Source organism: Paenibacillus polysaccharolyticus (assembly GCF_900102085.1).
GTDB lineage: Bacteria > Bacillota > Bacilli > Paenibacillales > Paenibacillaceae > Paenibacillus > Paenibacillus polysaccharolyticus.
The window spans coordinates 1-24,523 of record NZ_FMVM01000025.1 but is presented as its reverse complement, the minus strand read 5'-3'; the positions used below and the strand labels follow the sequence as shown (position 1 = coordinate 24,523).

The 24,523-nt window shown below is 45.5% G+C and carries 27 protein-coding genes, 1 rRNA gene and 1 riboswitch; of the genes, 3 read left to right on the top strand and 25 right to left on the bottom strand.

Features of this window, described 5'->3' with window-relative positions; translation table 11 throughout:
* Positions 1-71 precede the first annotated feature (71 nt).
* Positions 72-272: a hypothetical protein gene (locus BLQ13_RS25990; RefSeq protein ID WP_090924609.1), complete on the top strand. Its 201-nt coding sequence runs from the start codon at positions 72-74 to the stop codon at positions 270-272.
* Between the two features lie 104 nt (positions 273-376).
* Here BLQ13_RS25990 and BLQ13_RS25985 read toward each other — a convergent pair whose 3' ends face one another.
* The 13 genes from BLQ13_RS25985 to BLQ13_RS25925 all read right to left on the bottom strand — a co-directional run bounded on the left by BLQ13_RS25985 (position 377) and on the right by BLQ13_RS25925 (position 13,372).
* The gene (locus BLQ13_RS25985) at positions 377-1,330 is read right to left on the bottom strand and encodes a ribose-phosphate diphosphokinase (RefSeq protein ID WP_017691370.1); all 954 of its coding nucleotides are present in this window, start codon (positions 1,328-1,330) and stop codon (positions 377-379) included.
* A gap of 99 nt (positions 1,331-1,429) precedes the next feature.
* Positions 1,430-2,821, bottom strand: coding sequence for a bifunctional UDP-N-acetylglucosamine diphosphorylase/glucosamine-1-phosphate N-acetyltransferase GlmU (gene glmU / locus BLQ13_RS25980; protein ID WP_373323339.1), 1,392 nt, complete (start codon positions 2,819-2,821; stop codon positions 1,430-1,432).
* A gap of 354 nt (positions 2,822-3,175) precedes the next feature.
* Complete coding sequence (spoVG, locus tag BLQ13_RS25975; RefSeq protein WP_017691372.1) at positions 3,176-3,460, bottom strand: septation regulator SpoVG; 285 nt, start codon at positions 3,458-3,460, stop codon at positions 3,176-3,178.
* 188 nt (positions 3,461-3,648) lie between these two features.
* Positions 3,649-4,476, bottom strand: coding sequence for a pur operon repressor (gene purR, locus BLQ13_RS25970; RefSeq protein WP_090924607.1), 828 nt, complete (start codon positions 4,474-4,476; stop codon positions 3,649-3,651).
* A 97-nt stretch (positions 4,477-4,573) separates the two neighbouring features.
* Complete coding sequence (gene ispE, locus BLQ13_RS25965; protein ID WP_090924647.1) at positions 4,574-5,428, bottom strand: 4-(cytidine 5'-diphospho)-2-C-methyl-D-erythritol kinase; 855 nt, start codon at positions 5,426-5,428, stop codon at positions 4,574-4,576.
* Between the two features lie 148 nt (positions 5,429-5,576).
* A complete protein-coding gene (locus BLQ13_RS25960; RefSeq protein WP_090924606.1) occupies positions 5,577-5,753 on the bottom strand; it encodes a small, acid-soluble spore protein, alpha/beta type in 177 nt (58 codons plus the stop codon).
* Between the two features lie 211 nt (positions 5,754-5,964).
* Positions 5,965-6,240: a biofilm formation stimulator Veg gene (gene veg / locus BLQ13_RS25955; protein WP_090924605.1), complete on the bottom strand. Its 276-nt coding sequence runs from the start codon at positions 6,238-6,240 to the stop codon at positions 5,965-5,967.
* A gap of 198 nt (positions 6,241-6,438) precedes the next feature.
* The gene (gene yabG / locus BLQ13_RS25950) at positions 6,439-7,335 is read right to left on the bottom strand and encodes a sporulation peptidase YabG (protein WP_090924604.1); all 897 of its coding nucleotides are present in this window, start codon (positions 7,333-7,335) and stop codon (positions 6,439-6,441) included.
* 57 nt (positions 7,336-7,392) lie between these two features.
* Complete coding sequence (gene rsmA, locus BLQ13_RS25945) at positions 7,393-8,295, bottom strand: 16S rRNA (adenine(1518)-N(6)/adenine(1519)-N(6))-dimethyltransferase RsmA (protein WP_090924603.1); 903 nt, start codon at positions 8,293-8,295, stop codon at positions 7,393-7,395.
* A 4-nt stretch (positions 8,296-8,299) separates the two neighbouring features.
* Positions 8,300-8,845, bottom strand: coding sequence for a ribonuclease M5 (gene rnmV, locus BLQ13_RS25940; protein WP_090924602.1), 546 nt, complete (start codon positions 8,843-8,845; stop codon positions 8,300-8,302).
* Between the two features lie 155 nt (positions 8,846-9,000).
* Positions 9,001-10,185 carry a 3D domain-containing protein gene (locus BLQ13_RS25935; RefSeq protein ID WP_090924601.1) on the bottom strand — a complete coding sequence of 395 codons (1,185 nt, stop codon included), beginning with the start codon at positions 10,183-10,185 and terminating at the stop codon, positions 9,001-9,003.
* Positions 10,186-10,454: 269 nt separating this feature from the next.
* Positions 10,455-10,708: riboswitch (cyclic di-AMP (ydaO/yuaA leader) on the bottom strand.
* 241 nt (positions 10,709-10,949) lie between these two features.
* The gene (locus BLQ13_RS25930; RefSeq protein ID WP_090924600.1) at positions 10,950-11,717 is read right to left on the bottom strand and encodes a TatD family hydrolase; all 768 of its coding nucleotides are present in this window, start codon (positions 11,715-11,717) and stop codon (positions 10,950-10,952) included.
* A gap of 377 nt (positions 11,718-12,094) precedes the next feature.
* The gene (locus tag BLQ13_RS25925; protein WP_090924599.1) at positions 12,095-13,372 is read right to left on the bottom strand and encodes an HD domain-containing protein; all 1,278 of its coding nucleotides are present in this window, start codon (positions 13,370-13,372) and stop codon (positions 12,095-12,097) included.
* A gap of 328 nt (positions 13,373-13,700) precedes the next feature.
* On the opposite strand from BLQ13_RS25925, the gene BLQ13_RS25920 reads away from it, so the two are divergent.
* Positions 13,701-13,955, top strand: coding sequence for an AbrB/MazE/SpoVT family DNA-binding domain-containing protein (locus tag BLQ13_RS25920; protein ID WP_017691383.1), 255 nt, complete (start codon positions 13,701-13,703; stop codon positions 13,953-13,955).
* A gap of 233 nt (positions 13,956-14,188) precedes the next feature.
* Here the strand turns inward: BLQ13_RS25920 and rsmI are convergent, their stop codons facing one another.
* The 10 genes from rsmI to BLQ13_RS25870 form a co-directional block, all read right to left on the bottom strand.
* A complete protein-coding gene (rsmI, locus tag BLQ13_RS25915) occupies positions 14,189-15,073 on the bottom strand; it encodes a 16S rRNA (cytidine(1402)-2'-O)-methyltransferase (RefSeq protein WP_090924598.1) in 885 nt (294 codons plus the stop codon).
* The gene (locus BLQ13_RS25910; protein WP_090924597.1) at positions 15,074-15,853 is read right to left on the bottom strand and encodes a tRNA1(Val) (adenine(37)-N6)-methyltransferase; all 780 of its coding nucleotides are present in this window, start codon (positions 15,851-15,853) and stop codon (positions 15,074-15,076) included. It lies immediately after the preceding gene.
* A gap of 75 nt (positions 15,854-15,928) precedes the next feature.
* A complete protein-coding gene (locus tag BLQ13_RS25905) occupies positions 15,929-16,297 on the bottom strand; it encodes an initiation-control protein YabA (RefSeq protein WP_090924596.1) in 369 nt (122 codons plus the stop codon).
* 28 nt (positions 16,298-16,325) lie between these two features.
* Positions 16,326-17,126, bottom strand: coding sequence for a PSP1 domain-containing protein (locus tag BLQ13_RS25900; protein WP_090924595.1), 801 nt, complete (start codon positions 17,124-17,126; stop codon positions 16,326-16,328).
* 114 nt (positions 17,127-17,240) lie between these two features.
* Positions 17,241-18,212: a DNA polymerase III subunit delta' gene (holB, locus tag BLQ13_RS25895; RefSeq protein ID WP_090924594.1), complete on the bottom strand. Its 972-nt coding sequence runs from the start codon at positions 18,210-18,212 to the stop codon at positions 17,241-17,243.
* Between the two features lie 9 nt (positions 18,213-18,221).
* Positions 18,222-18,665, bottom strand: coding sequence for a YaaR family protein (locus BLQ13_RS25890; RefSeq protein WP_090924593.1), 444 nt, complete (start codon positions 18,663-18,665; stop codon positions 18,222-18,224).
* A 354-nt stretch (positions 18,666-19,019) separates the two neighbouring features.
* Positions 19,020-19,349, bottom strand: a complete 330-nt coding sequence (locus tag BLQ13_RS25885) for a cyclic-di-AMP receptor (protein ID WP_047914178.1) — start codon at positions 19,347-19,349, stop codon at positions 19,020-19,022.
* Positions 19,350-19,411: 62 nt separating this feature from the next.
* Complete coding sequence (gene tmk / locus BLQ13_RS25880; RefSeq protein WP_090924592.1) at positions 19,412-20,059, bottom strand: dTMP kinase; 648 nt, start codon at positions 20,057-20,059, stop codon at positions 19,412-19,414.
* A gap of 290 nt (positions 20,060-20,349) precedes the next feature.
* Entirely contained in the window at positions 20,350-22,128 is a 1,779-nt protein-coding gene (locus BLQ13_RS25875; RefSeq protein WP_090924591.1) for an aminotransferase class I/II-fold pyridoxal phosphate-dependent enzyme, read from the bottom strand.
* A gap of 189 nt (positions 22,129-22,317) precedes the next feature.
* Positions 22,318-22,503: a sigma factor G inhibitor Gin gene (locus BLQ13_RS25870; RefSeq protein WP_090924590.1), complete on the bottom strand. Its 186-nt coding sequence runs from the start codon at positions 22,501-22,503 to the stop codon at positions 22,318-22,320.
* A 412-nt stretch (positions 22,504-22,915) separates the two neighbouring features.
* Here BLQ13_RS25870 and BLQ13_RS25865 point away from each other — a divergent pair, with 412 nt between their 5' ends.
* A complete protein-coding gene (locus tag BLQ13_RS25865; RefSeq protein WP_090924589.1) occupies positions 22,916-23,440 on the top strand; it encodes a hypothetical protein in 525 nt (174 codons plus the stop codon).
* Between the two features lie 293 nt (positions 23,441-23,733).
* On the opposite strand, the gene BLQ13_RS25860 is transcribed toward BLQ13_RS25865, so the two are convergent.
* Positions 23,734-24,174 (bottom strand): hypothetical protein, encoded by a 441-nt coding sequence (locus BLQ13_RS25860; protein ID WP_090924588.1) that lies wholly within the window; start codon positions 24,172-24,174, stop codon positions 23,734-23,736.
* A gap of 230 nt (positions 24,175-24,404) precedes the next feature.
* Positions 24,405-24,521, bottom strand: a 5S ribosomal RNA gene (rrf, locus tag BLQ13_RS25855).
* Positions 24,522-24,523: the final 2 nt, after the last annotated feature.

The window sequence follows — 24,523 nt, the reverse complement described above, 5'->3', positions numbered from 1 at the left end:
AATGTTATATTTCATATAATATCAGGAAAGTACGTATTGAACATTTATCCACCCAGGAAGGTGAGCGGGTTTTGCGCGAAGATAACGGACAACTGACTCAACATAGTGACTTTATTTATCATCTGGAACATCACGTGCCTGTGCAGGTGTACGACCGTGATACCCATATCGAGATTGGTGTGATTACCCGTTTCGATAGTCAATTTGTCGAAATTGCCGATACACTCTTTCACAGACGCCGCTTCCGTTTTATTTCCCGCCCGGGATATTAATGCGCCAGGCGGTTTTCTATCACATTAAAAACGGCACGCCGACAGGGGTTACATTTTCCGTTCAACCGGAAGACGTAACCCCTCTACTACTTTATGCAGACATCCTATTCAATTTCAAACAGCTTGCTGATTGACAATTCCTCATGAACCCGGATGATGGCTTCCCCAAGCAATGGTGCTACAGAAAGCACTTTAAGTTTGCTTGTTGGATTTGCATGTGTAATTGGAATTGTATCCGTCACGATGACTTCCTTCAGCGGTGCATTTTCCAAACGTTCCATCGCAGGGCCAGACAATACCGGGTGAGTACAGCATGCATATACTTCCTTCACGCCGCCTTCCATGAGAGCATTCGCTCCCAGTACAATTGTTCCGGCAGTATCAATGATGTCATCTATCAGAATCGCTGTTTTGCCTTCGATATTACCGATAATATTCATAACTTCGCTGACGTTCGGCTCAGGACGACGTTTGTCGATAATCGCAAGCGGTGCATTCAGGAAATCAGCCAGTTTGCGCGCACGAACCACACCACCGTGGTCAGGTGACACCACAACCGGGTTTTCGATCTGTTTCGAGCGGAAATATTGCGCCAGAATCGGCACACCCAGCAGATGATCGACTGGAATGTCGAAGAATCCCTGAATCTGCATCGCATGCAAATCCATTGCGATTACACGTGTTGCGCCTGCTTTTTCAATCAGGTTGGCAACCAGCTTGGCCGTAATCGGGTCACGTGAACGTGCTTTGCGATCTTGGCGCGCATAGCCATAATACGGAATAACTACGTTGATTGTTTTGGCCGATGCACGTTTCAATGCATCAATCATGACCAGCATTTCCATCAGATTGTCATTAACCGGCAAGCAAGTTGACTGCACGATATATACGTGACAGCCACGAACACTCTCGGAGAGTTTCACTTGAATCTCGCCATCACTAAAGCTGGTTGTATGAGATTCACCCATAGGAATCCCGATATAATCAGCAATTTGATGAGCAAGCTTGGGGTTAGAATTGCAAGTAAATATTTTTAATTTCGAGTCAAAATAAGTCATAAAATAAAAACCCTCCGTGCTGGTTCATTGGAATCTATAAGCGTCTGCGACATGTCGGCACCTCTCGCATAACGGGAGGCAATTGGTTATCAAAACCCCTTATTCGGGTTTGGCGTTTTGTTTCTTGGCTTTTGCACGTCCGCGGATTTTCTCCGCATAACCTGCTTTGTTTTCCTGACGTGGACGAGCAATCGCCAGATCATTCTCAGGAACGGAATGTGTTACGGTGGAGCCTGCAACGACATAAGCGCCTTTACCAACCGTAATCGGTGCGATCAAATTAACGTTGCTACCTACAAAAGCATCATCTTCAATGGTTGTTATAGCTTTATTATATCCATCATAATTGACCGTTATTGCCCCGCAACCAACATTTACGTTCTTACCTACCTGCGCATCCCCGATATAACTGAGATGTGACACTTTAGATCCTTCATCAATTGTAGCATTTTTCACTTCAACAAAGTCACCAATTTTTACGTTACGACCTAACTTGGTGCCAGGGCGCAGATTGGCAAAAGGACCTACGGTTGCATCAGGACCAACTTCTGCCTGGGATAGCACCGAATGTTTAATCGCAGCACCATCTTGGATGATACTGTCTTCAATATCTGCATGAGGACCGATATGACATGCTTCACCAATCGAAGTAGTGCCTTTAAGAACGGTTCCCGGATACAGTACTGTGTCTGATCCAATCGTAACATCTGCTCCGATATATGTCGATGAAGGATCAATAATCGTTACCCCGTTCAACATATGGCGCACAGCCAGACGTTCCCGCATGTATGCTTCTGCTTGTGAAAGAGCAAGTCTGTCATTAACCCCGATGGATTCAGCGATATCGTCAGACATATAAGCTTCGACGACTTCGCCCTCGCTCTTGAAAATGCCGACAACGTCTGTCAGATAATACTCGCCCTGCGCGTTCTGGTTCGTAACCTTCTCCAGTGCCGCAAACAGCTTTGCATTGTCAAAGCAATACGTGCCTGTATTAATTTCCTTTACGGCATCTTCTTGCGGTGTGCAATCCTTTTGTTCAACGATTCGCTGTACGGAACCATCTTGCCCGCGGATCACGCGTCCGTATCCCTTAGGATTATCGAGCTCAGCTGTGAGTACTGTAGCGGCTGCGCCACTTTCCTCATGCAACTTCATCAGACCTTCCAACGTTTCGCTGGTAACGAGAGGTGTGTCGCCACAGACTACAATCGTTGACCCATGTTCATTACCGAGCAGGGATTTGACCTGTTTCACGGCATGACCAGTACCGAGCTGTTCCGCTTGAAGAGCGTACTCCGCTCTGGAACCTAAAAATGACTGCACCGCTTCGGCCCCATGTCCGACAACAACTACGCTGCGTTCAACGCCTGCGCGAAGCGCTGCATCCAGCACATGTCCGACCATCGGTTTACCGCATACGGGATGCAGTACTTTGTACAATTTGGATTTCATTCGTTTGCCCTGCCCTGCGGCTAGAACAATTGCCATGCGTTTCAAAATTAACGACCTCCTGTTCTGAAAACCCCATTGAATTCCTTACACATTCATCTCCAATGAGAATCATTCAGCCGGCTTCAAGCCGGTCTTGTTCATCGCCTGCTGTCTCTGTAATCACGCGTAACAACATAGTCACGAGTGGATCATGACCTCATAAGTAACGCCGTGTACCTGTGAGCTTAACTGAATCCCAACGATTCCTAAGATGCCGCTCTGCTACCGAACGCAGGATGCGCTCCGGTTCTCTTTTGAATAAACTCAATACTGAATATATCTTATTCCGATCAAAAAGAAAAGAGAGCCATAAGACATGGCTCTCTTTTCCTTCGAACCCCAATAATGTTCTCAGGCACCTTCTTCAATGACTTCTTCCTCAGTAGCTGCACGATCGTACTCAGTTAATACTGCTGCCTGAATCTTCTCACGCGTACCAGAAGAGATCGGGTGGGCGATATCACGGAACTCTCCGTCAGGAGTCCGCTTGCTCGGCATTGCAACAAACATTCCGTTGTTACCATCGATGACACGAATGTCATGAACGACGAATTCGTTATCGATGGTAATGGATGCGATAGCTTTCATTCTCCCTTCCGAGTTAACGCGGCGGAGTCTGACATCCGTAATTTGCATGTGTGTGTTCACCACCTTTTTCCATCAGAACTTGGTGTATAATTCCACACAGCCTATACGAACTCCTTCTTTTCACGACCATAAAAATATCCTAATTTCAGGAATTTTTTTATTTAATACACAATTCGACAACGTTAGTGCCAGGTCGATGGAAAAGAACCTTTCCCGACATGTAATTCGTCATTATTCTACAGGTCGAAATAGTTACCCGGCGAGACAGAAATGTGTCTGCTCTTGGCATCAACCGCTGTCAGCTTCGCGAGAGATACATAATCCGTCAGCAGACGCTCCTCTGAATCTACCGAACCCGATTCCACCAACACGCCAACTCCCGCCACCGTTGCATTGAACTCTGCAAGCAGATCAATCATGCCTTGAACGGTACCTCCGGCTTTCATAAAATCATCCACGATAAGTACACGGGAATGCTCTTTCATCGCCCGGCGAGATAGGGACATGGTATGCAGACTTTTGTGCGATCCCGATACATAATTAATACTTACGGCCGATCCTTCCGTAGCCTGATGGTCCCTGCGAACGAGTACAACAGGAAGGTTAAGCTGGGCTCCAGTCGCATAAGCTAGCGGGATGCCTTTGGTTTCCACCGTCATGACTACATCAATATTCATATCGCCAAAAGCCGTTGCAAAGATTTTGCCCGCTTCATTCATCAGGGCCGGCTGTCCAAGAAGATCTGACATATACAGATACCCTCCCGGTAAAATCCGATCCGGCTGCGCAAGCTGTGTAGACAGCCGCTCAGCAAAAGCAAGAGCATGTTCTTCCGATACTTTCGGAATCCACTTCACCCCACCAGCAGCTCCTGCCAGCGTATGCAGTTCTCCCGACCCACCTTCTTCGAACACTTCCTTGATAATAGCCAGGTCCTCGCTAATGGACGACTTGGCAGCACCATAACGTTCGGCAAATGTGGTGAGCGGAATCACAGTATGTGGTCTGGATAATAAGTATTGCGTCATTTCAACCAGCCTTGCGCTTCGTTTTAACTTCTTCACAGAGATCCATCCTCACGATCACGGAAACATCCAAATCCGAATAATTATTTAAAAATATACCACCTTTATACGTGTTTGTACATTATAAATAGTAAATTTACGTTAACAACCGTACAGCGTATACCTCTTTGCAGAACCCCCGAAGTCCGTTATAAATACGTGCAACTTTGGCTTCTTTGGACACAAGTCCAAATACCGTTGGTCCACTGCCAGACATCAACACTCCGTCTGCTCCAAGACGAATCATCGCATCTTTGAGATGTTGCACTTCCGGATACAGCTTGAGCGTCACATCCTCCAGCACATTACCCAGTTGACTACACACCTCTGTAAAGGATTGGCTGCGAATCGCCTGCTCCATTCGGGATGCACTTGGATGCCGAACAATCTTGTCACTGCGGAATCGTCCATATACATCTGCTGTGGACACATTGATTGGGGGTTTGGCTAAAATAACCCAGCATTGAGGCGGATTAGGAATCGGGGTTAACTTCTCCCCCCGCCCTGTTGCCAGCGCAGAGCCGCCTGTAATACAGAACGGAACATCCGAGCCCAGTTCTGCACCCAGCTCTTGCAACTCCTGATCCGGTATATTCAGCCGCCATAGACGGTTTAATCCACGCAACGTTGCGGCTGCATCACTGCTACCGCCGGCAAGGCCAGCAGCTACCGGAATTTTTTTATCCAGATGAATGTGGACCCCTGTACGCACGTTGTAACGTTCTTTAATTAGTCTTGCCGCCTGAAAGGCCAGATTCTTCTCATCCAGCGGAATATAACCCGCTTGGCTTGAGATGACAATTGTATCTCGAGGAAGTTCCGACATCTCCAGTCGATCCGCCAGATCAACCATCGTCATGATCATTTCAACTTCATGAAATCCATCACTTCTTTTATGTAGAACATCCAACATCAAATTAATTTTAGCAGGCGCTTTTTCGTAAATTTTCAAGACGTTCACCCGTCCTCACCTTTTCCCTAAGACAACTTAACATATTATATCAAAATGGGGCTGTCAAGTCATTTGTATTCCACATCTATGGGGAAAAAGCGGGGTGATTCCTGAGAATTGCCCCGCTCTCCAATCTGGATGAACCTGATTATGATTTGCGCGCTGCTTGCTCAGCCATTTGAATCGCTCGTTTCACCATGTTACCGGCATCCTTGGCTTTAATTCCGCCCCAGCCTTCCTGCTGAACGGTATCATAGAAACCCAGATCCTTCGCCAGCTCGTACTTCAGTTCCTCCGACATGACACTTCTTCTTCTTCGACTCATGAACCATCCTCCTCCAGATCTTATTCAAGACACAATGAGTCCCTGCAGTTCGGGATTGTTCATCCCCAAGCCCCAAATCCTGGTTTAACATTCCCGTCTTAACAGGGAGCTTCCCAGGACCTGTCCATATAGTATGCCGCCTGCATTCCGTAGTCATTCCTGCATACAAAAAAGCGACCCACCTATAGGTGAATCGCCCGTAAACCAATGCTTACGTTTCCATGTTGTAAGAGCTAGTCTCACTGCCCGGGTCAAAGACCATGACTTCCACAGACTCCGTAAGTATATCCGCATAGCTGTATGATACTCGCTTGAAGGTTTCTTGTTCCTCATCAAGCTTTACAATAAAAACAGAAGGGTACGTTTCTTCCAATACACCCGTACGCTCAATCGTCTTACGGCGGCCACCATTAGCCCGCAGCGTGATTTTCTGACCAATATGTGCATCGAGATTGCGTTTGATATCCAACAGCGTATTTTTAGCCATTGTGGACGTCCACCTCTTTTCTTGTCCATTATACTGTATTTTACAGTCATTGTCAAATCAAAGCTAAATATTATATCAGCACTAAAAAGTCGTTGTCAATGAATTTTTTCGCAAAATAAAAAGACCCTTTTCAGGGCCTTTTTCGAATCGCAATGTGAACTTCACATGACTTCATTATTGTATTGCCACATGAATAAATCATACTGCGGATGGATTCACTTTTAGCGTAGACAGATCATTAAGTCCCGGCAATCCTACCCGGTAACTTCCCTTCGTTTCCACACCGCCTACACCTTGGATGCCGCTAATCGTGTTATGCAGTATATCATTCATGTTCAAGGTATCACGAACAGACGTGAAGGAAGCCTTAGCAGCCACGTAGACCGGATCAAGTGCATGAATGAGAATTCGCCCCGGCGAACTAGCAAAGTTCGCACCCGCGCGTAGCAGTGCTTCAAAGTGAGACTGGCATGCTCCTGCAATAATCGTCAGCGCATCCAGATGACGCTCGTATTGCCTTGCAACTTGAATAGCCGAGACAAAGTTTTGCGAATTCTTATAGCTCCCCAGACTGTAGAGGTCATAGGGCTGACGTGTCTTTAACACACCATCATGACCCGTGATCACAACGATATCCGGACGAACTTTGGGTAGCAGACGATATAACGTATCAGCCATCGCTGACTCATGTACATACTGCCCTTCTGCGGGAACACGAAGCTGTTCATACAGATTCATACTTTTCTTCAGATAATTCGGGTCGCCATCCAAATGCAGTACCTTACCTGGCATTTCAAAATAGGCGGGCTCTTGCTGTGCAGTCCATTCTTGCATCAGGCCTTCCCGATTACGCTCAGCCTGCTCCATGCGATTCTGCTGCAAGCGTGAGAGCGTCTGATGAGCTTTAATATGTGCCTGGCGTGTCTTAGCGCTCTGTGGTTCATAAGGAACCTGTATCAAATCGTTCACCGGGGAGTCTGCCAAGAGCCGGAACTCAGTCCCTTTAATGACCGCAGCGTCCGACTGGAGTCCTTCTACCCGGAAAGTCACATCGCCGCCGTATGACTTCCGAACGACCAAGTCTCCGATATTCATCACCATTATCACCTCTACCCCATCGTATGGGCAGAGACCCGGATTGGTTCATCGAAATTAAAGCTCGCCGCGAACCCCAGCTTCCCACATTACGGTGCTAAGAGTTGCATACTCCTGTAGACTCAATGTCTCACCACGCCGTGAAGGTTGAATACCTGCCTGCTCTAACAGGATGTCTGCCTGTTCTCTGTTCTCCTTGGTGAAGAAACGAGCTTTGAGATTATTGGAGATTGTTTTTCTCCGCTGGGCAAAAGAAGCCTGTACTACCTCGAAATAGTGTGCTTCGTTCGGAACCTGTACTGGTGGGTGCTCACGCACCTTCAGCTTAATTACTGCAGACTCTACATTCGGCTGTGGGATAAATACCGTAGGCGGCACCACACAGACCAGTTCGGGCATACTGTAATACTGCACGGCAATGCTTAGGCTACCATAATCTTTGGAACCTGGTGCAGCCGCCATGCGTTCAGCTACTTCCTTCTGTATCATGACCACAATGCTATCCACTGGCAACTTTTCTTCCAAGAGCTTCATCATGATCGGAGTCGTTACATAATAGGGCAAGTTCGCTACTACGCTTACCTTATTAACGGAGGCAAAGTCCGTGGCAAACAGTTCTGCCAGATCCAGCTTAAGTACATCTCCATGATGAACGCGTACGTTAGGGTAGGGTTCCATCACTTCTCCAAGAATCGGTAACAGGCGCTGGTCAATCTCAACCGCTGTAACAGGACCCGCTATACGCGCAAGGCGCTCTGTAAGTGCTCCAATACCCGGACCAATCTCCAGCGCTCCCTTGGACTCGTCCAAATCAGCCGCGCCTACGATTTTGTTCAGAATATTTTGATCGATCAAGAAGTTCTGACCCAGACTTTTCTTGAAGGAGAATCCATGCCTTTGAATAATTTCTTTGGTACGTTTGGGTGTTGCTATTTCAATGGTTTGCTCTATATCCTTCATATGCTCACATTCCTTCACGTTCGATTTGCGCTAATGCAGTGGAGAACTCTTCTCTTGTAATCTGAAATACACTCAGCCGTTTATGGAACTGCTTGCCGTTACAATACCCAATACCAAGCAGATTACCCATCTCCATACGTCGTGCGGCTGCTTGCGGGTGTATGATCAATCCTGCTTCAATGAGGTCCTCCCAATCGATTAGACTAGGTGCGCCCTCATAGGATGTGTGTACGCGAGCAAGTGCATGACGAATCGCTTCCGGTGAAGCATTCTCTACTCCGATATCTCCTTTGCGCGTTGCATCCGCTTCTGGGATGAAGGCATGTTTGCAACCAGGAACCTTATTGGCAATAATTTTACGGATACGCTCTCCCGCATGATCCGGATCCGTCAGGATAATGACGCCACGTCTCTCTTGAGCAAGTGCAATTCGCTTCAGAATACGCTGATTAATGGCAGAGCCTCCGGTTTCAATCGTATCCGCTTCGACCGCCCGACGAATCGCTACCGTGTCGTCACGACCCTCCACAACAATCACTTCTTTTATCATGTTCCTTTTCTTCCTTTCTAACGCAAAAAGAAGAGGAATATCCTCTTCTCTGCCAAACGGCGGAGGAGACTGAATTCAGACCCCTCCGCCGCATATTCCGCATGAATCATTCATGCAACTATTTTATAGCATTCCCATTTCAAAGTAAAACGATTTTAGTTCGCTTCCGGCTTAACTGGACCAATCACATAGACCGTTTTGCCTTTTTTACGTCCGAAATTCAGGGCGTGCTTCACACTGTCGTAATAAACGTCAATTTTGTTGCCTTTAATAGCGCCGCCTGTATCTTCCGCACGACGGAAGCCGAGGCCCTCAATGTATACCCACCAGCCGATTGGAATGACCTTGGGATCAACTGCAATGGTGCGCCCCTCCGTTACACGAGTACCGGAAGCTGTTTTTGTACCAATACCCGGCTCTTCAGAAGAGTAGGCTGTCATCGATACATTTTTCAAAACTTTAGAGTATTTAAAAGAATTCCCGGAGACCGTAATCACCTTGCTGCCCGAGGCAGATGTTTTCTTCGAGTTCGTTGTTACAGCTTTTTTGGTCGTTGAAGTTTTGGCAGATACCAATTGAACCTCAGGTTCCTTCACAACCGGCTTAGCCTTCGTACCTACCGCAATCACTTTATCTACACGATTGGTGGCGACCGTTTTACCTACCACTTTTTTGGAGACGAGTTCTCCATCTTGAAATACCTTTTCGATATGTTGCACAATTGTGCCTTCCTTGCCTTTCACTACAACACGGTTATCCCCTTGGAACAAACTTGGGTCTGCCGTTTTCACAACCTTGTAAGCAATCGGTTGTTTCACATCCACTGTATGCTTTGTTACACGCACTACACGAATCTTCATATCCGCTTTAATTGCGGTTCCGAGCGCTGGATACACTTTATCATGATCTTCAACTTGAATACCTGATTGCTGAATTACACCCTGTACCGATGAATCGGTTGTATAAAGAGTCTTGGTGTCTCCGTCTGCCGTGATTTTAACTGGAACGGCCCGCTCAATAACGATTCGGTCTCCGTCGGTAATCGCCCCATTCATGGGCATGGATACCTTGTCGTGAGGGCTGACTGTGATTGACTGCTCCTCCAGCATTTCCTGAAGCATTCCTGTACGAGTCTCTACCACTTGAGCTTTGCCGTCAATAACCAGTGAAACCTGCTTCCCGGCCTGACCGTAAACGACTAACAAGATCATGATTGCAAGCGCAATTGAGAATATCGCGATCAATGCCATTTGACGCAAGTTCTCATGCTTCCACCGCAACGCGAAAGACTTACTGGATGATCGTGACTCATGGGTCTCTTCTGGTTGGAATATGCCCACTTCTCCGTCCTCCTTCATAGCCTCGCCGTCTAAAGTAATGCATGATGTCTTTGACGCGACTATAACAATTTTTCTACAGAACACAGATCAGAGATAATGACCGGTTCTGCACCATGAACCCCTCTTCGCAACATGATGTCATCCTCCTGAATACATACCGTATGATGACAATATTTCTTTTATTCAAAACAAAAAAAGCCAAAGAAAGAGTGTAAGAGACCCTTTCGTGGCTTCCGAATGATTTTGAATATCGGAAATTCATGCACGAGGTTGCCTCTCTTTTTCCGCTTGCGAGGTTAGCTGTCGGGTTCGGGCGAAAGAGAGCCGCCCTATCTTAGGTCACCCGCTCATGGCGGACGCCCTTGAATTCACCCCGAGACCCAAAGAAGAAATCAAATACGGCTTCGCAGAACATTCCGCTGCTTTTGGGTCAGCGAACGATGCGCACCGGCTAGAATCACCGATGTTTAAGCCCTATTGGTTCCCCCGCTCTCCGTTAACGGAGACTCAGCGAGATTGATTCATGAAAGTAATGTTGTCTCATCGGAAAGTGTCCCTTTGTTCATCCCCCGAACATCTGTCCAATTTTCCGCGCAACAATTCACTGAAAAGATGATATCCTGTTTTGATGCATGTTGTAAAGCACGGATCAAGTACGTTTTTCTAAATATTTGGTTAAAATATTGTAATATTCTGCAATTATTCGAGACAAAGAGCAAATTACCTCTCTGTATCTCCCTTTTTCACCCGATTTACTCGTTTTCTTATCGAATCCCAAATCGTTCCATGGCATTTTTGGTGGTAATTGCAGCAATTTCCTCTACCGAAATGCCTTTAATTTCCGCAGCTGCTTCAGCAACCAGACGTACATGCGCTGTCTCATTTCGTTTTCCACGATAAGGATGCGGTGTGAGATACGGGGAGTCCGTTTCTAAGAAAAATCGATCCATCGGAACCTTGGCGAGCACCTCTTTCGGTTGCTTGGCATTTTTGAAAGTGACCGGTCCTCCGAAGGACAGATGGAACCCTAAATCCAGACACATTTTCGCCGTTTCCCAGCTACCGGAGAAAGAATGCATCACACCTCCAACCTCACCAGCCTTCTCCTCACGTAAAATACGCACAATGTCCTCATGAGCATCCCGATTATGGATGACGATAGGCATACTCAACTCACGTGCCAATGCAATTTGTTGTCGTAATACGCGGTGTTGTACCTCCTTAGGGGAAGTGTCCCAATGATAGTCTAGACCGATTTCGCCAATTGCTACCACTTTCTCATGTTTGCACAATGATGCAATCCATTCGAGATCTCCCTCTTGCATCGTAATGGCATCCACCGGGTGCCAGCCTACAGCTGCGTGGATAAAATCATACGTTTCGGCCAGTTTCATTGTCGTTGGAATCGTCTCCCGATTAAAGCCGATATTAATCATGCGAGTAACTCCGGCCTGAACGGCCCGTTTAATCATGTCCTCTCGGTCTTCGTCGAATTGTGGTGCATCCAGATGAGTATGTGTGTCGAATAACATGCTTTCTCGTTCTCCCTTCATGTCGAAAGTCAAATGCCGATGATTTTTTCATGGGAACTCCTCTTATTCTTGTACAGGAATTCTTGCGTTTGAATTTCAAATTTATTTTTTTGCATCATTAAATGATTGGGACAAGCATCAATTTCAGTATTTTCAGTTTTAGTACTCAAGCTACTATATATAGAAGGAAAATAAAAAGTCAAATCAACATCTTGCAAGAAAAGGCGTTAGAAACTGTATAATTACTCACTCGAATTACAAAATTATGTCGATCTACACATCCTCCCCATTAAAGCAGATTACTGTATCATGTAAAATAGCTCTCTTAGAAAGTCTTTTGATATCAAAATGTTTCACCCTGCTGCATCGACTCAAGCTTATAGAAAATAGGGGCGTATATGAGACGGTAATTCATGAAGGATGGCATCCACCTTGTTTTGCGGATAGTACAGATGATGTTTGCCCAGATGAAGTCCACTGATGGAACGAACAATATCAGAAACTTCTGACAGCTCATGCAACTTGTCCTGTCGATCGAGCAGAAGAATTTGCTTATCTGTGGATTGATCTGGACGAAACACATCATACGGATTATCCGTCGGAAAATCAATTTCTAGATCGTACTCGGGATTCAATCCTGCTTGTACAAATGCTTCCCGAATCTCTTCAATGATGTCCAAGTCGATCTGTTCAAGTTCCACATACTTATATAACCTGCGATCCATAAAACGTTCGCACAACTCACTTAGAACAGAATCGTCCTCCTTACGCCACTGCATAAAGGCTGTTTGAATTAACGATTCATCAAGCTGCAGATATTCATGAACTGAAATTTCTCCTTCAAACAGTTTGGGCAGTGGCTCTACCATGAAACGGAATGGAAAGCCTTGCTTCACAAGTTCTTTTGCCCGCTTAAAGATTTGTCGCAATATAATCTCGGAGCTACGCGTCACAGGATGGAAGTAAATCTGCCAATACATCTGGTATCGTGACATCAGATAGTCTTCCACAGCATGCATACCAGACTCTTTAACTACAATTCGTCCATGAAACGGACGCAGCATGCGCAGAATACGATCCAAGTCGATCGTGCCATAATTAACTCCTGTAAAGTAGGCGTCCCTGAGCAAGTAATCCATTCGGTCTGCATCAAGCGGACTGGTTACCAGGTTCACGACAATCGGTTTATCATACGTCTTCTGGATAACGGAAGCCACTTTTTCATCAAAATCAGGAGCATACCGTCTTAGAATCGCCCCTACTTCGGTATCACCCTTGATAATGCGGCATGTCCAATCCTCATGATTCATGTCAAAAGCCTCTTCAATTGAATGAGAGAATGGTCCATGTCCGAGATCATGAAGTAAGGCGGCGCACAACGTCACCAGCTTTTCTTCCTTGGGCCAGTCCGAATAGTGGCTACGTTCAAACTGAGAGATGATTTTTCGGGTAATTTCGTATACACCTAACGAATGGGAGAACCGACTGTGCTCTGCCCCGTGAAAAGTAAGATAAGATGTCCCTAATTGACGAATGCGGCGTAGCCTCTGAAATTCAGGTGTATTGATCAATTGCCATATAATCGGTTCTTGCACATGAATATAATTATGTACCGGATCTTTAAATACTTTTTCTTCCGTCAAACGATGTTCCATTTCGATTCACTCCTTATAAATTGTTCTCTTGCCATAAAGAATAGCGCGTCCTGCTTCAATTTTCACCACCAATTCGACATATAATGACGAATTTTGTCGAATAAAGCACTTTTGTCGTTTTCCAAATCGACAAAGCTGACATGGATGTTTAAATACGAAAAATTGCTTCCAATCCCTTACCACTAGCAAACTTAAGAAAAACACCCTTTATTTTAAGCTAATTTTAAGGTTGACTGTTTTGGGAATCGTTGGTATGATGGGTATCATAAAACATAAAATAATGTCGAATAATGACAATGATAGTTAGCTGAGAGGAGCACTGATTATAATGATGAAATCAACAGGTATTGTAAGAAAAGTGGATGAACTGGGACGGGTAGTTATTCCAATCGAATTGCGTCGTACACTCGGTATTGGCGAAAAAGATGCTTTGGAAATCTACGTTGATGGTGAGCGCATCATGCTCAAAAAATACGAGCCAGCTTGTATCTTCTGTGGTAACGCTGAGAACGTAACTTACTTCAAAGGTAAAATCGTTTGTAACGAATGTATTTCTGAAATCCCTGCACCTGTAGCAAAATAAGAAAAACAAGTATACTGGAATTATTCAAATCGTTAATTCTAACCTTTTATATTTCCTTATCGCCTTCCTGGTGTAATATCACCTTGGAAGGTTTTTTTCTAACTTTAAGAGCAGACACATATCTTTCACATTTTGGTGTGCTGCTCTTTTTACATTTTAAGGTTATATTAAGCTTGGTTTTAATCTCTCTTTAAGGTAATTACAACTAAATTTGGTATTTTTGAAGTTTTAGACTACCCAATTAACGCATTATATACGTCCCTTTTTGCCAAACCTCGATCTACTGCTGTTTTTTTCATCGCATCTTTACGACTGTTTCCTTCATTTTCATAGTGTTCCACGTGTTCTTCCAGCGACAAAACCTGCCACCAAGCTTCCCGTTCAGCCTTACGTTCCTCTTCCCTGATTCCTTCAACCAACAAACAATATTCACCTAGAGGCGGGTGCTCTTCGAGCCACTCTATGCATTCCTTCAGACTACCTCTAACAAATTCCTCATGCCGTTTGGTCAACTCACGAGCCAGTACAATGGAACGTTCGCCCAAAATTTCCTCCAGATGCATTAACGTTTTACGAATCCGGTGAGGGGACTCATAGAAAAGCAACGTACCATTGGACTCATTGAAAGCTTCCAGCACCTTACGTATGTCCTTTTTCTCTCGTGGCAAAAAACCACCAAAGGTAAACCTTTCCGTAGGTAATCCGGATACGATCAGTGCGGATAATGCTGCATTCGGACCAGGAATCGGTATGACCGTAATTCCGGCTTCAATTGCAAGCTTTACCAGATCAGAACCTGGGTCAGAAATAGCCGGTAAACCGGCATCGCTTACCAGTGCCAAATTTTTTCCTTCTATTATATAGCGTATCAGTTCAGGGCCACTTGCCCCCTTATTGTGCTCATGATAGCTGAACAACATTGAAGGTGTAATCTCAAAATGAGTGAGCAACTTTCGCGTCTGACGAGTATCTTCAGCGGCAATAATATCGCAGGCCTGTAACGTCTTGATGGCCCGGAAGGTCATATCCTCCAGGTTTCCAATCGGTGTCCCAACCAGATATAACTTACCTGTATGTTCGGCCTGCTCATTAAAGCTTTTCTGAACTTCTAAAGACATCTAGTTTCCTCCTTCCTTCATGCGTTCAGCATCCTGCTGACCATAGTAGATCTCCATAATCTCATCACAATAACTTCCCTGTTCATTGTAAACAATAAGTGGCGGCAGCATGCGTACCTCTGGCTTGCCATCCTTCATTGCTTCAATTAACACCATGTTAGCCTCCAGGTGAGCACGCGGATGTACCATACGAATACGCTTTGGCTCCAGCTTGTATTCACGCATTAATGATATGATCTCGCCGAGACGCTGCGGTCTATGAACCATAGATACTTTCCCACCGTTACGTACGAGACGATTACATGCTTGAATGACTTCCTCTAGGGTACATCCGATTTCGTGACGTGCCATAGCCTGATGGGTGTTCATCTTGAGGTCACTTCCATTCAGCGGCATGTACGGGGGATTCACTGTAATGGCATCATATACTGCATGTCCTGTTTCTTTAACCAATTCTCGTAAATCTCCCTCACGAATCTGAATGGACTCCCCCAAATCATTCAACTGAACACTTCGGCGAGCCATATCAGCAAGTCGTGGTTGAATCTCAATGCCTTCCAGGCTTGCCTGTGTACGCGTGGTCAGCAAAATAGGCACGACACCGTTTCCTGTACATAAATCCAGGACACGCCCACGTTTCGGTACGGAAGCAAATCGGGCCAGCAATACAGCATCCATAGAAAAACTGAATACTTCATCACTTTGAATAATTCGCAAATTATGAGAAAGCAGATCATCGACCCGCTCCGATTCCTTTAAAATTACTTCTTGGTCTGTCATAGGGTGCTCTCATCCTCCGGTACGTTAAACGTTTATAACCTTGAAAAAAAACCGTAGGGAATCCCTACGGTCACTTCATTTATTCAAAAAAGACAGGCAGAACAGACAATCGCCTTCCGTCCGCAAGTGTCCATAATAGACATTGCAGATATGGAATCCTTCATGATACAGCCGAGCCAGGTTGTCATAACCCTCGCCCACTACATCTTCACCTGGAGCTGGACCCGCAGGTCTTGCGACAGGAGCAAGAGCAGATGAGATCGGCAGATCTGCTGGCGCTTCACGCTTAAGCAGTTTGCGTAACTGCTCATTTTCGATGGTAAGCCGCTGATTATCTTCCAGCAACTCTTTCACAATCATTTTTAATTCTGCTAAATCACCGTGCAACTGACCCATTTGGGTTTCCATTTCATGAATGTGCGTAAACAGATTTTTCTTTTCCAAGTTTCCACCCCGAAGCAACCTTTATGGTTTACTTGATAACGACGTCATCCAGCGGAAGTTCTTTGACTTTACTGATGTCGAACAGTTGAACATGCACCGTGCGGTTACCGGCATTAATTCCGACAACTTTGCCTTCACCCATTGAGGTGACGACCAGTTTGCCTACAGCTGGCAATTCTTCTCTCACGCTCTCGTAATTATCATGCTCAAATTTCAGACAGCACATAAGTCTTCCGCACAACCCTGAAATTTTCGTCGGATTCAGTGACAGGCTCTGATCTTTAGCCATCTTGATAGACACAGGCTCAAAATCTCCCAGCCAAGAGGAGCAACACAACACACGGCCGCAAGGCCCTATTCCACCAAGCATTTTTGCTTCGTCGCGAACACCAATCTGTCTCAGTTCAATTCGTGTCCGGAAGATGCTTGCCAGGTCCTTGACCAGCTCGCGGAAATCGACTCTGCCCTCTGCTGTAAAATAAAAAATAATTTTATTGCGATCAAACGTGAATTCTACATCGACCAGCTTCATTTTGAGGCCATGGTCTCTGATTTTATTTAAACAAGTGCCGAATGCTTCTTTGGCTGCACGCTTGTTCTCATCCACCACACGGGCATCTGTATCGCCTGCAACGCGGATAACCTTTTTGAGCGGCAAAACCACATCAGCCTCGCCCACTTCCTTCTTGCCCACGACAACCTTACCATACTCAACCCCTCGCGCCGTTTCCACGATCACGCAGTTTTCTTTCTCAATGGGAAGGTCCAGGGGATCGAAGTAATAAATTTTGCCCGCCTTTTTGAAACGGACACCCACTACACTGTACAAAAAATTAACCCCCTTGTAAGCCAACCCCACTTCGTCTGAAGCCCTGACTTCTTAGGGAACCCGCCGAAGTTATAACCGTTTGCATAGGATTGGAACTCACGCGATCCTCCACTCTTATGCCAAACCGATCAAAAATTGCTCCAGACAAAGCTGGCCATTGACATTAAAACGCAATTTTTTTCTGCATGCCGCGGCCAAATCCATATAGGAGACCCACTGCTCTGTGCTGCGGGTATGTGCCAACTGAGACAGCATGTCTAACTGATCTATAAAAACGATATGTTCATGCCTACCATACTGAACATACAGCATGTCCCTAAACCACAAATGGAACAAACTAAGCAGCATGTCCAGGTGTTCCGAGAGTCCTGTTTTGAAAAGCTTCTGCTGTGCCGAGATCAAAGATGTACTTCCTCTGCCCAGGGACTCCTTCCCTAATTGTAACATTACGTTTCTAATTTCTGCAAACCAATTCTGCTGGAGAATTTCTCTACATGCTTCCAATCCTGACGCTAAATGGACGGCAGACCGTGCAAGATTCGCAGGATAACCTTCCTCGATCAACGATTGAAGCATTTCCTCCGGATTCAGTGCACTGAACGGCACCATCTGAGAACGTGAGCGAATGGTAGGCAACATGGCTTGTCCATTATCTGTAATCAGAATTCCAACCGCCGGAACTTGAGGTTCCTCCAGAAACTTCAACAAGCTGTTTGCCGCTTGAACCGTCATTTTCTCAGCTTGCTCTATAATATATACTTTGGGATGCCCCGCCTCTGAACGGTAAGAGAAAATGCGTTGCAAATCCCGAATCTGATCTATTTTAATGTTATTTCCATCCGGCGCAAGCATCGTAAGGTCTGGATGGTTTCCATGTTCTACTTTGCGGCATTCAAGACATTGCCCGCAAGCGTCATCCTCAAGCTCTGTGCAGAAGATTGCCTTGGCAAACGCCATTGCTGTCTGTAACTGCCCACTTCCAGATGGACCGCTAAACAAATATGCATGACTGATGGCCTGACGTCTCAAACTGCTCTGTAACAATTGCTTGGCTGCCTGCTGACCCATAATCTGTTGAAAGGACATACTTCCTCCTCAGAAGCTTAAATTAATAAGCATTCCCCGAATTTCTCCTACTTGTTGCAAAAGAGAGATTTTCCCCTCTTCTGTATCCAGTAATTCATCTGCCATAGATAACAGAGCAGAGTCAATCTCATCAATAAGCTTATATCGTTTACCCCTGCCCCGGCGATCCCAACCCCTTGTCTCTTTCATAGATACACCACGGCGGACCGTCTCTTCCAGAAATCTTTTGACAAGCTGTTTATATGCTTTCAGTTCACGAATCGTCATGGATCGAGCCAAACGATCACCCTGAAGCTGGATTTCGCTTAATCGGCGGTTGAGCTCTGCTTGGGAAGCACGTTCTCCCTGGTGATTCATCATATCAGAGAAGTTTTTGGATTGAACCGGCTTTGAGCCTGAATCATTCGTATTGATTCCAGTCTGTAGCGGTCTGAATCCAGGATTGATTTTCATGGACACGCCTGCTTTCTATCATCGTTAGGCCAATCGCACATCAGCACAGAGCGCATTGCGCCTGTGCGTAAGATGGACCTTATAGGTTGAGATACACTGTATATATAATGGTAGAAAGATAGTCTTATCTACGATTGTATTCTAAGTCGCCTCTCCCAGAAGAAGCATATTATTTCGGAATAAAGTCTCCTTTGGGAGAGAGTGTGCCGGTTCTTGTCATCAAGAAGGGCGCTCCATAAGTGGCACGTATGCATACCGGATACGTCCTTTTACATCCTTCGTTATCATCATGCAAGATGCAGTCATGCTATCGATAAATGAAAAACACTCATGGAGTTCATCTGCGAAACCGGATTAGAAATGCTCGAAACGATCTACTGGAAGAACAAATACAGTTGCTCCACCAACTTGGACCTCAACAGGCAGCGGCAGGTAAGAGTCGGTCGTTCCGCTCATCGGTGTAACCGGAGTTACGAGCTGTTCACGAACCTTACAGCTGCTGCGAATGACATTCATAACGGATTCGACTTGACTATCATCGACACCGATCATAAACGTCGTGTTGCCTGCCTTCAAAAATCCACCGGTACTGGCAAGCTTGGTTGCCCGGAAATTCGCTTTGACCAATGCACTGGATAATCGGTTGCTGTCTTTATCCTGTATAATCGCAACAATCAGTTTCATCCTGCATAACCTCCTTTATAATAAGCACTTCTAACAACATGCCCTGTCTATATATTAGACAATTACTCGTCAAAATCCTTCAAAATCCCGGCTTCTAGCGACAAAATCATCGCTTTCTCTACCTCATCCGGGGTCTGTGAAGCATCAATAACTTGGATACGCTCCGGAAACTGTTTCTGAAGCAAGAAGTAAGCTTCACGTACTTTGCGATGGAATTCCAGGTTCTCCAGATCAAGACGATTCACTTCACGACCATCATGAGCTTCAATTCGGCCAAGCCCCTGTTCTGGCTCAATGTCCAGGTAAAGTGTCATGTCCGGCATCAGATCTCCAATGGCAAAACGATTGATTGCCCATACATTCTCAATTCCGAGGCCTCGAGCATACCCTTGATAAGCAAGACTGCTGTCTACAAACCGATCACAAATCACGGTTTTGCCAGCTTCCAGTGCAGGCTCTACCTTCTCCGCCAGATGCTGACTGCGTGCGGCAGCATAGAGCAGTGCTTCGGTTCGTGCATCCATCGCCGTATGAAGAGGATCGAGGATGATGCTACGTATTTTTTCTGCAATCTCAATTCCGCCAGGCTCTCTTGTGACTACGTAGGGTATACCCCGTTTCTCAAAATACGAACCGATCCTGCCGATCATCGTTGTTTTCCCCGATCCCTCTCCTCCTTCCAGCGTAATGAATTTACCTCTGCCCTGCATATGCTTCCCTGCTTTCTGTATTCATTGCTGCATCCATTCATGGCTATTATGCATATGCCTAGACCCTCTTGCTTCAAGATATGATTTCCTTCGCCCAGAGGTGTATTGTTAAACAACTGCATTTAATAACTCAAAAATAATACAAGCTAGTTTTTCTTTCTATCATACTATAAGGTGGCTTTTCCTCCAACATGAAACGTTAGTCCTTTTTCAACCATACGACTTAGTTTCAAGACCACCCTTGTCATGAAGCAGGGCATTGCTCGCTGGGAACTGCAAGAGTACTTTTTCTATGACTCAGGTTTCATGACTTTTATTTTCTGATACATATGATCTGAGATCCCCTGAAATTTGGCTCCTCCATCGCGTAGAATTCGAATTCGCTCAGCAATCTTTGAACTTATTCGCTCGCCGGGATACACCAGTGGAATACCTGGAGGATATGGAATAACCATCTCCGCCGACCGATATCCTGCGCAGTCTTCGATTGGAACTACGATCGTATCCCTCTCTATTATCGGTTGCAGGGAGAAAGCAACAGGCTCTGATAAGCGTTCACGATCTTCTATATTGTTCCACGTGGAAACATAGATTGGAGGATCAGTCTGAGTTTGAGAAGCCGTCCTAACAGGCGCAGTTGACTCCAGTGAATGCTCTAGCTTGTAGGCAACGTTAATATGCCGTAAAGCCTGTAACACATGCTCCGCATCCTGCAATGTGGAGCCAAGACTGAAGAGCAGGACGACGTACCGTTCGTCGCTCATCTCTGGCACGCAGCCGCAAGCTTCCAGCTGCTGCTGCAGCCCGTAACCGCTCAGTACCCCTGTGTCGTCATATATGACGACCTTGAATGGGTCCTGAGCGGTGTATCCTTGGCGGCCAGGCAGCGCCGCCGGATTTTCATTGCCGTAGGCCGGCTCCTGTTGCAGCGAATCCGCAGGCTGCAACAACTGGAAGCGCGGTAGCTCCGCGAGGCCGCGCTTCAATGCTTTCACGGCGGCAAGCCCTGCCGTGAAAGCATCGGCGCCGTGTACATGCAATAGCCGGCGCGATAGATCAAGCGAAGCCATCACAGGGTAGGATGGGCTTGAGCTTTGCACCATGGCCAGACGTTGCCGAAGCAGGGGCCGATTCAATCTCGGCCCCTGAATGTGCAACATGGCTCCCATGGTGAATGCGGCCAGCATCTTATGCGTCGACTGCACTACACCGTCCGCTCCGCAGGACAGTGCAGACACGGGCAGCTCCGGATGTTGCCCATAATGCGCGCCATGCGCTTCATCCACGAGTAGTGGCATGCCTGCCTCGTGGCAAACCTCAGCAATGGGTGTCAGATCCGCGCCCATGCCATAATAATTTGGCAACGTGACGAATACACCCTTTGCCTCAGGATATCTCTGGACAGCAGCCTGGATCGTCTCAATAGACGGCATGACAGCAAGTCCAGATTCAGGGTCAACCCACGGCTCCAGAAATACTGCCCTTGCGCCAGCTAACATCAGTCCATGAATAACCGATTTATGTACGTTACGCTGCACCAGCACAATACTGCCTGGCTCATCACAGATCGTTAGTAATAAAGACAGGTTGCCTGCTGTACTTCCTCCAACTAGAAAGAAACTTTCCTCTGCACCAAAACAATCCGACGCCAAGTCCTGTGCTTCCTTGATCACTCCCTCAGGATGGTGAAGATCATCCGTACCCGTAATCTCCGTAACATCCATCTCCATCATGTCCAGATAAGCACGTACGGGTACAACATGTCTGGATTGATCTGTATCCTTCAAGGAATAATCTGCAGAAAAAACAGTCTGTTCTCCCTCTTTTACATTTTCCTCCTGTCTCCTTTGTTCTCTTCCTAAAATATCCCCGGTTTCTGTATGATCTACTATCCCTTTTTGCAGAGCATCTTCTGTCCCCTCGGATTGATTCATCCATTGATGATAGACTTGTCCATTTTTATGTCCTGGCACATGAAATGAACGCTGCTTCGAATCACGATATGCGAGCAATGCTTCATATAATGGAGCCCTTTTTTTTCCTACACCTGATGTATTATGTTCATTCATAAGATATCCATCCTGTAACTGTTATTTTCGTAAAACATGCATCTCCATTCTTTATTTCAGCATACGCTTTCTGCACAAGTCAGACAAGGTAATACCCTCTCCAACAAAAAAAGGCCTCTCGGGCCCCTATATAATCATTCATATTGATCATATAAATTTCTAACTTCACAGTGAAGCATATAACGTCCTTTAAGCGTTCTTTTGCACCCAAATCTGTTTCATCTGATGAATAAAAAAGTTATACTTCGCATCCTGCGCATCGGTGTGAACCATCTCTGCTTCACAAGCATCACATATGAATTCAGATACAATAAAAATGCCTTCTCTCTTCCGTTGCTCGCAAATGATACATGTGTGTTCGGCATGTTCTTCCATGAACCATCCCACCTTGTTTTACGTTTACTATCAGTATTGCACAGTTTCTATTATTTTAAACATTTTCATAGTGCTTTCTTTCTATAAAATATATATATTCGCCTATCCCTTAATAGGTGTCTGTACAGAAAATATACATAGTACTGTCCCAAGTCACGTTTATTCTTGACCTGCAACCTCTCCCGCTTCCATGAAACAACAAGGGATTTCTCCATGCAGATTCAAACTGATTCAAACTACGATATAATAACCTTAAAAAAACTTGGAAACTCAGCCGATAAATAAGATATGATAACGATAACAAAGTCCTATCTGCGACACTAATTATTTCATCAACACCTTTATCTCTCCATACATATGTATACACCAATCTATCACGTACTCGTAAATTTGAAGGAGGATTTATAATCGTATGATCGCCGAACCGGAGAATAAGGCAACCTTTTATCAGTATCGTCTTCTGAAAAAAAAAGCTATCGCTCGTAGCGTTATATACAGCTACCTCTGTCTACCTGTTATCATGCTCATCTTTAATCTGCTTGCCTTCTCCTGGAACGGCCTCTTCTTCTTTTTACTGGCAGGGCCGATTACCGTCTGGATCCATTATGTCATTGCCAGAACTATATTGTTACTCGTTCGCACCTCGTATGCCAAGCGTTGGCACTGGAACCTGCGTATGCCTTGGTTTGGCTATATACCAGATCAGCACTTTAGTTACCGCATGTTTGTCCGAGTTCATCTGAATATGAGCTGGATTGGATTGTGTATCATTACCGTGTGCATGCTATGGTCTCCAGTCTCCTTTACGCTTTCCCTTATATTCTGGCATCTGTGGTTGCTTGGACCACGCCTATACGTAATACTCATTCTATCTCGTGGACGTAAAGATGGTCTTATTAAATTAAATGATCAAGATGTCTCTTATTACTTACAGTAAAAAATAGTTCTATTCGTTGTCCTTCTCCAAAAAGGTTATCCACTGTGGATAACCTTTTTATTCTCTCCTCTCTTCTATCCACAAATATAAGTGTGTTCATCCTTATCCATTTTGAATGATTACTCAGCTCCGCTAACTCACTCGAGCCTTCAATGTAACTTATATTTAACAAAGTTCGCATGTACTGGAATCTTTCAACTTGTAGTAACACAAAAAAAGCCCTCATCGTATTGATGAGAACTTCACTTTATAAGAACATCACAATGTTAAATCGTACGCTTTCAAACAATACGTTAGTTCTCTTCTTCCAGTGACTTTACTGTCGTCTGGGTCGTTTCATTTCTGGGAACCATTAAAGTAAACGAACCATCATGCACAGCCAACTGTACAATATGGCCATCCTTTGAGAAAACATGAACGTTACTTGAAGCATTCGATGAACGCTTTGCTTGCCTTTCTGTCCAACCCCAACTTTTAATCTCGTTAAGATATACCTCAGGCAAACTTGTGCTTTCACTGATTCCAGACAACGTATATCGAACATAATCCATATCCGAATTGTTTTCGGACTGGTCAGATTTATTTGCTACTTTGGGTACAGGGAAACTCTTTTCGTTAACTGCACCTTCATATGAGATCCATACAGATCCTGAAGCTTCACCGCATCCTGCAAGAACAATTACCAGACAAAGCAACAGAAGCGAGTGGAGTCCAACTCTCCGCCAACTTAACACACACACCCTCCTTTTCACAGCTGCACAATCCAGCTCTTCGGTCAGGTACTTTTAGCATATTTAACATAGTCCTATTATACTGGTTTTATCCCTGCCATCCGTAACAAAAATGTTACCTTCCCATAACGAAGCTGTCAGAGCTTTACGCTTTGATAGGAGCTATCTTTTATACTTTCATATAAATGAACAAAATAAAAACCACCACCGAACATCATCGGCAGTGGTTCTTTGCTTGGCGGCGTCCTACTCTCCCAGGACCCTGCGGTCCAAGTACCATCGGCGCTAGAGGGCTTAACGGTCGTGTTCGGGATGGGTACGTGTGGAACCCCTCCGCCATCGCCACCAAACG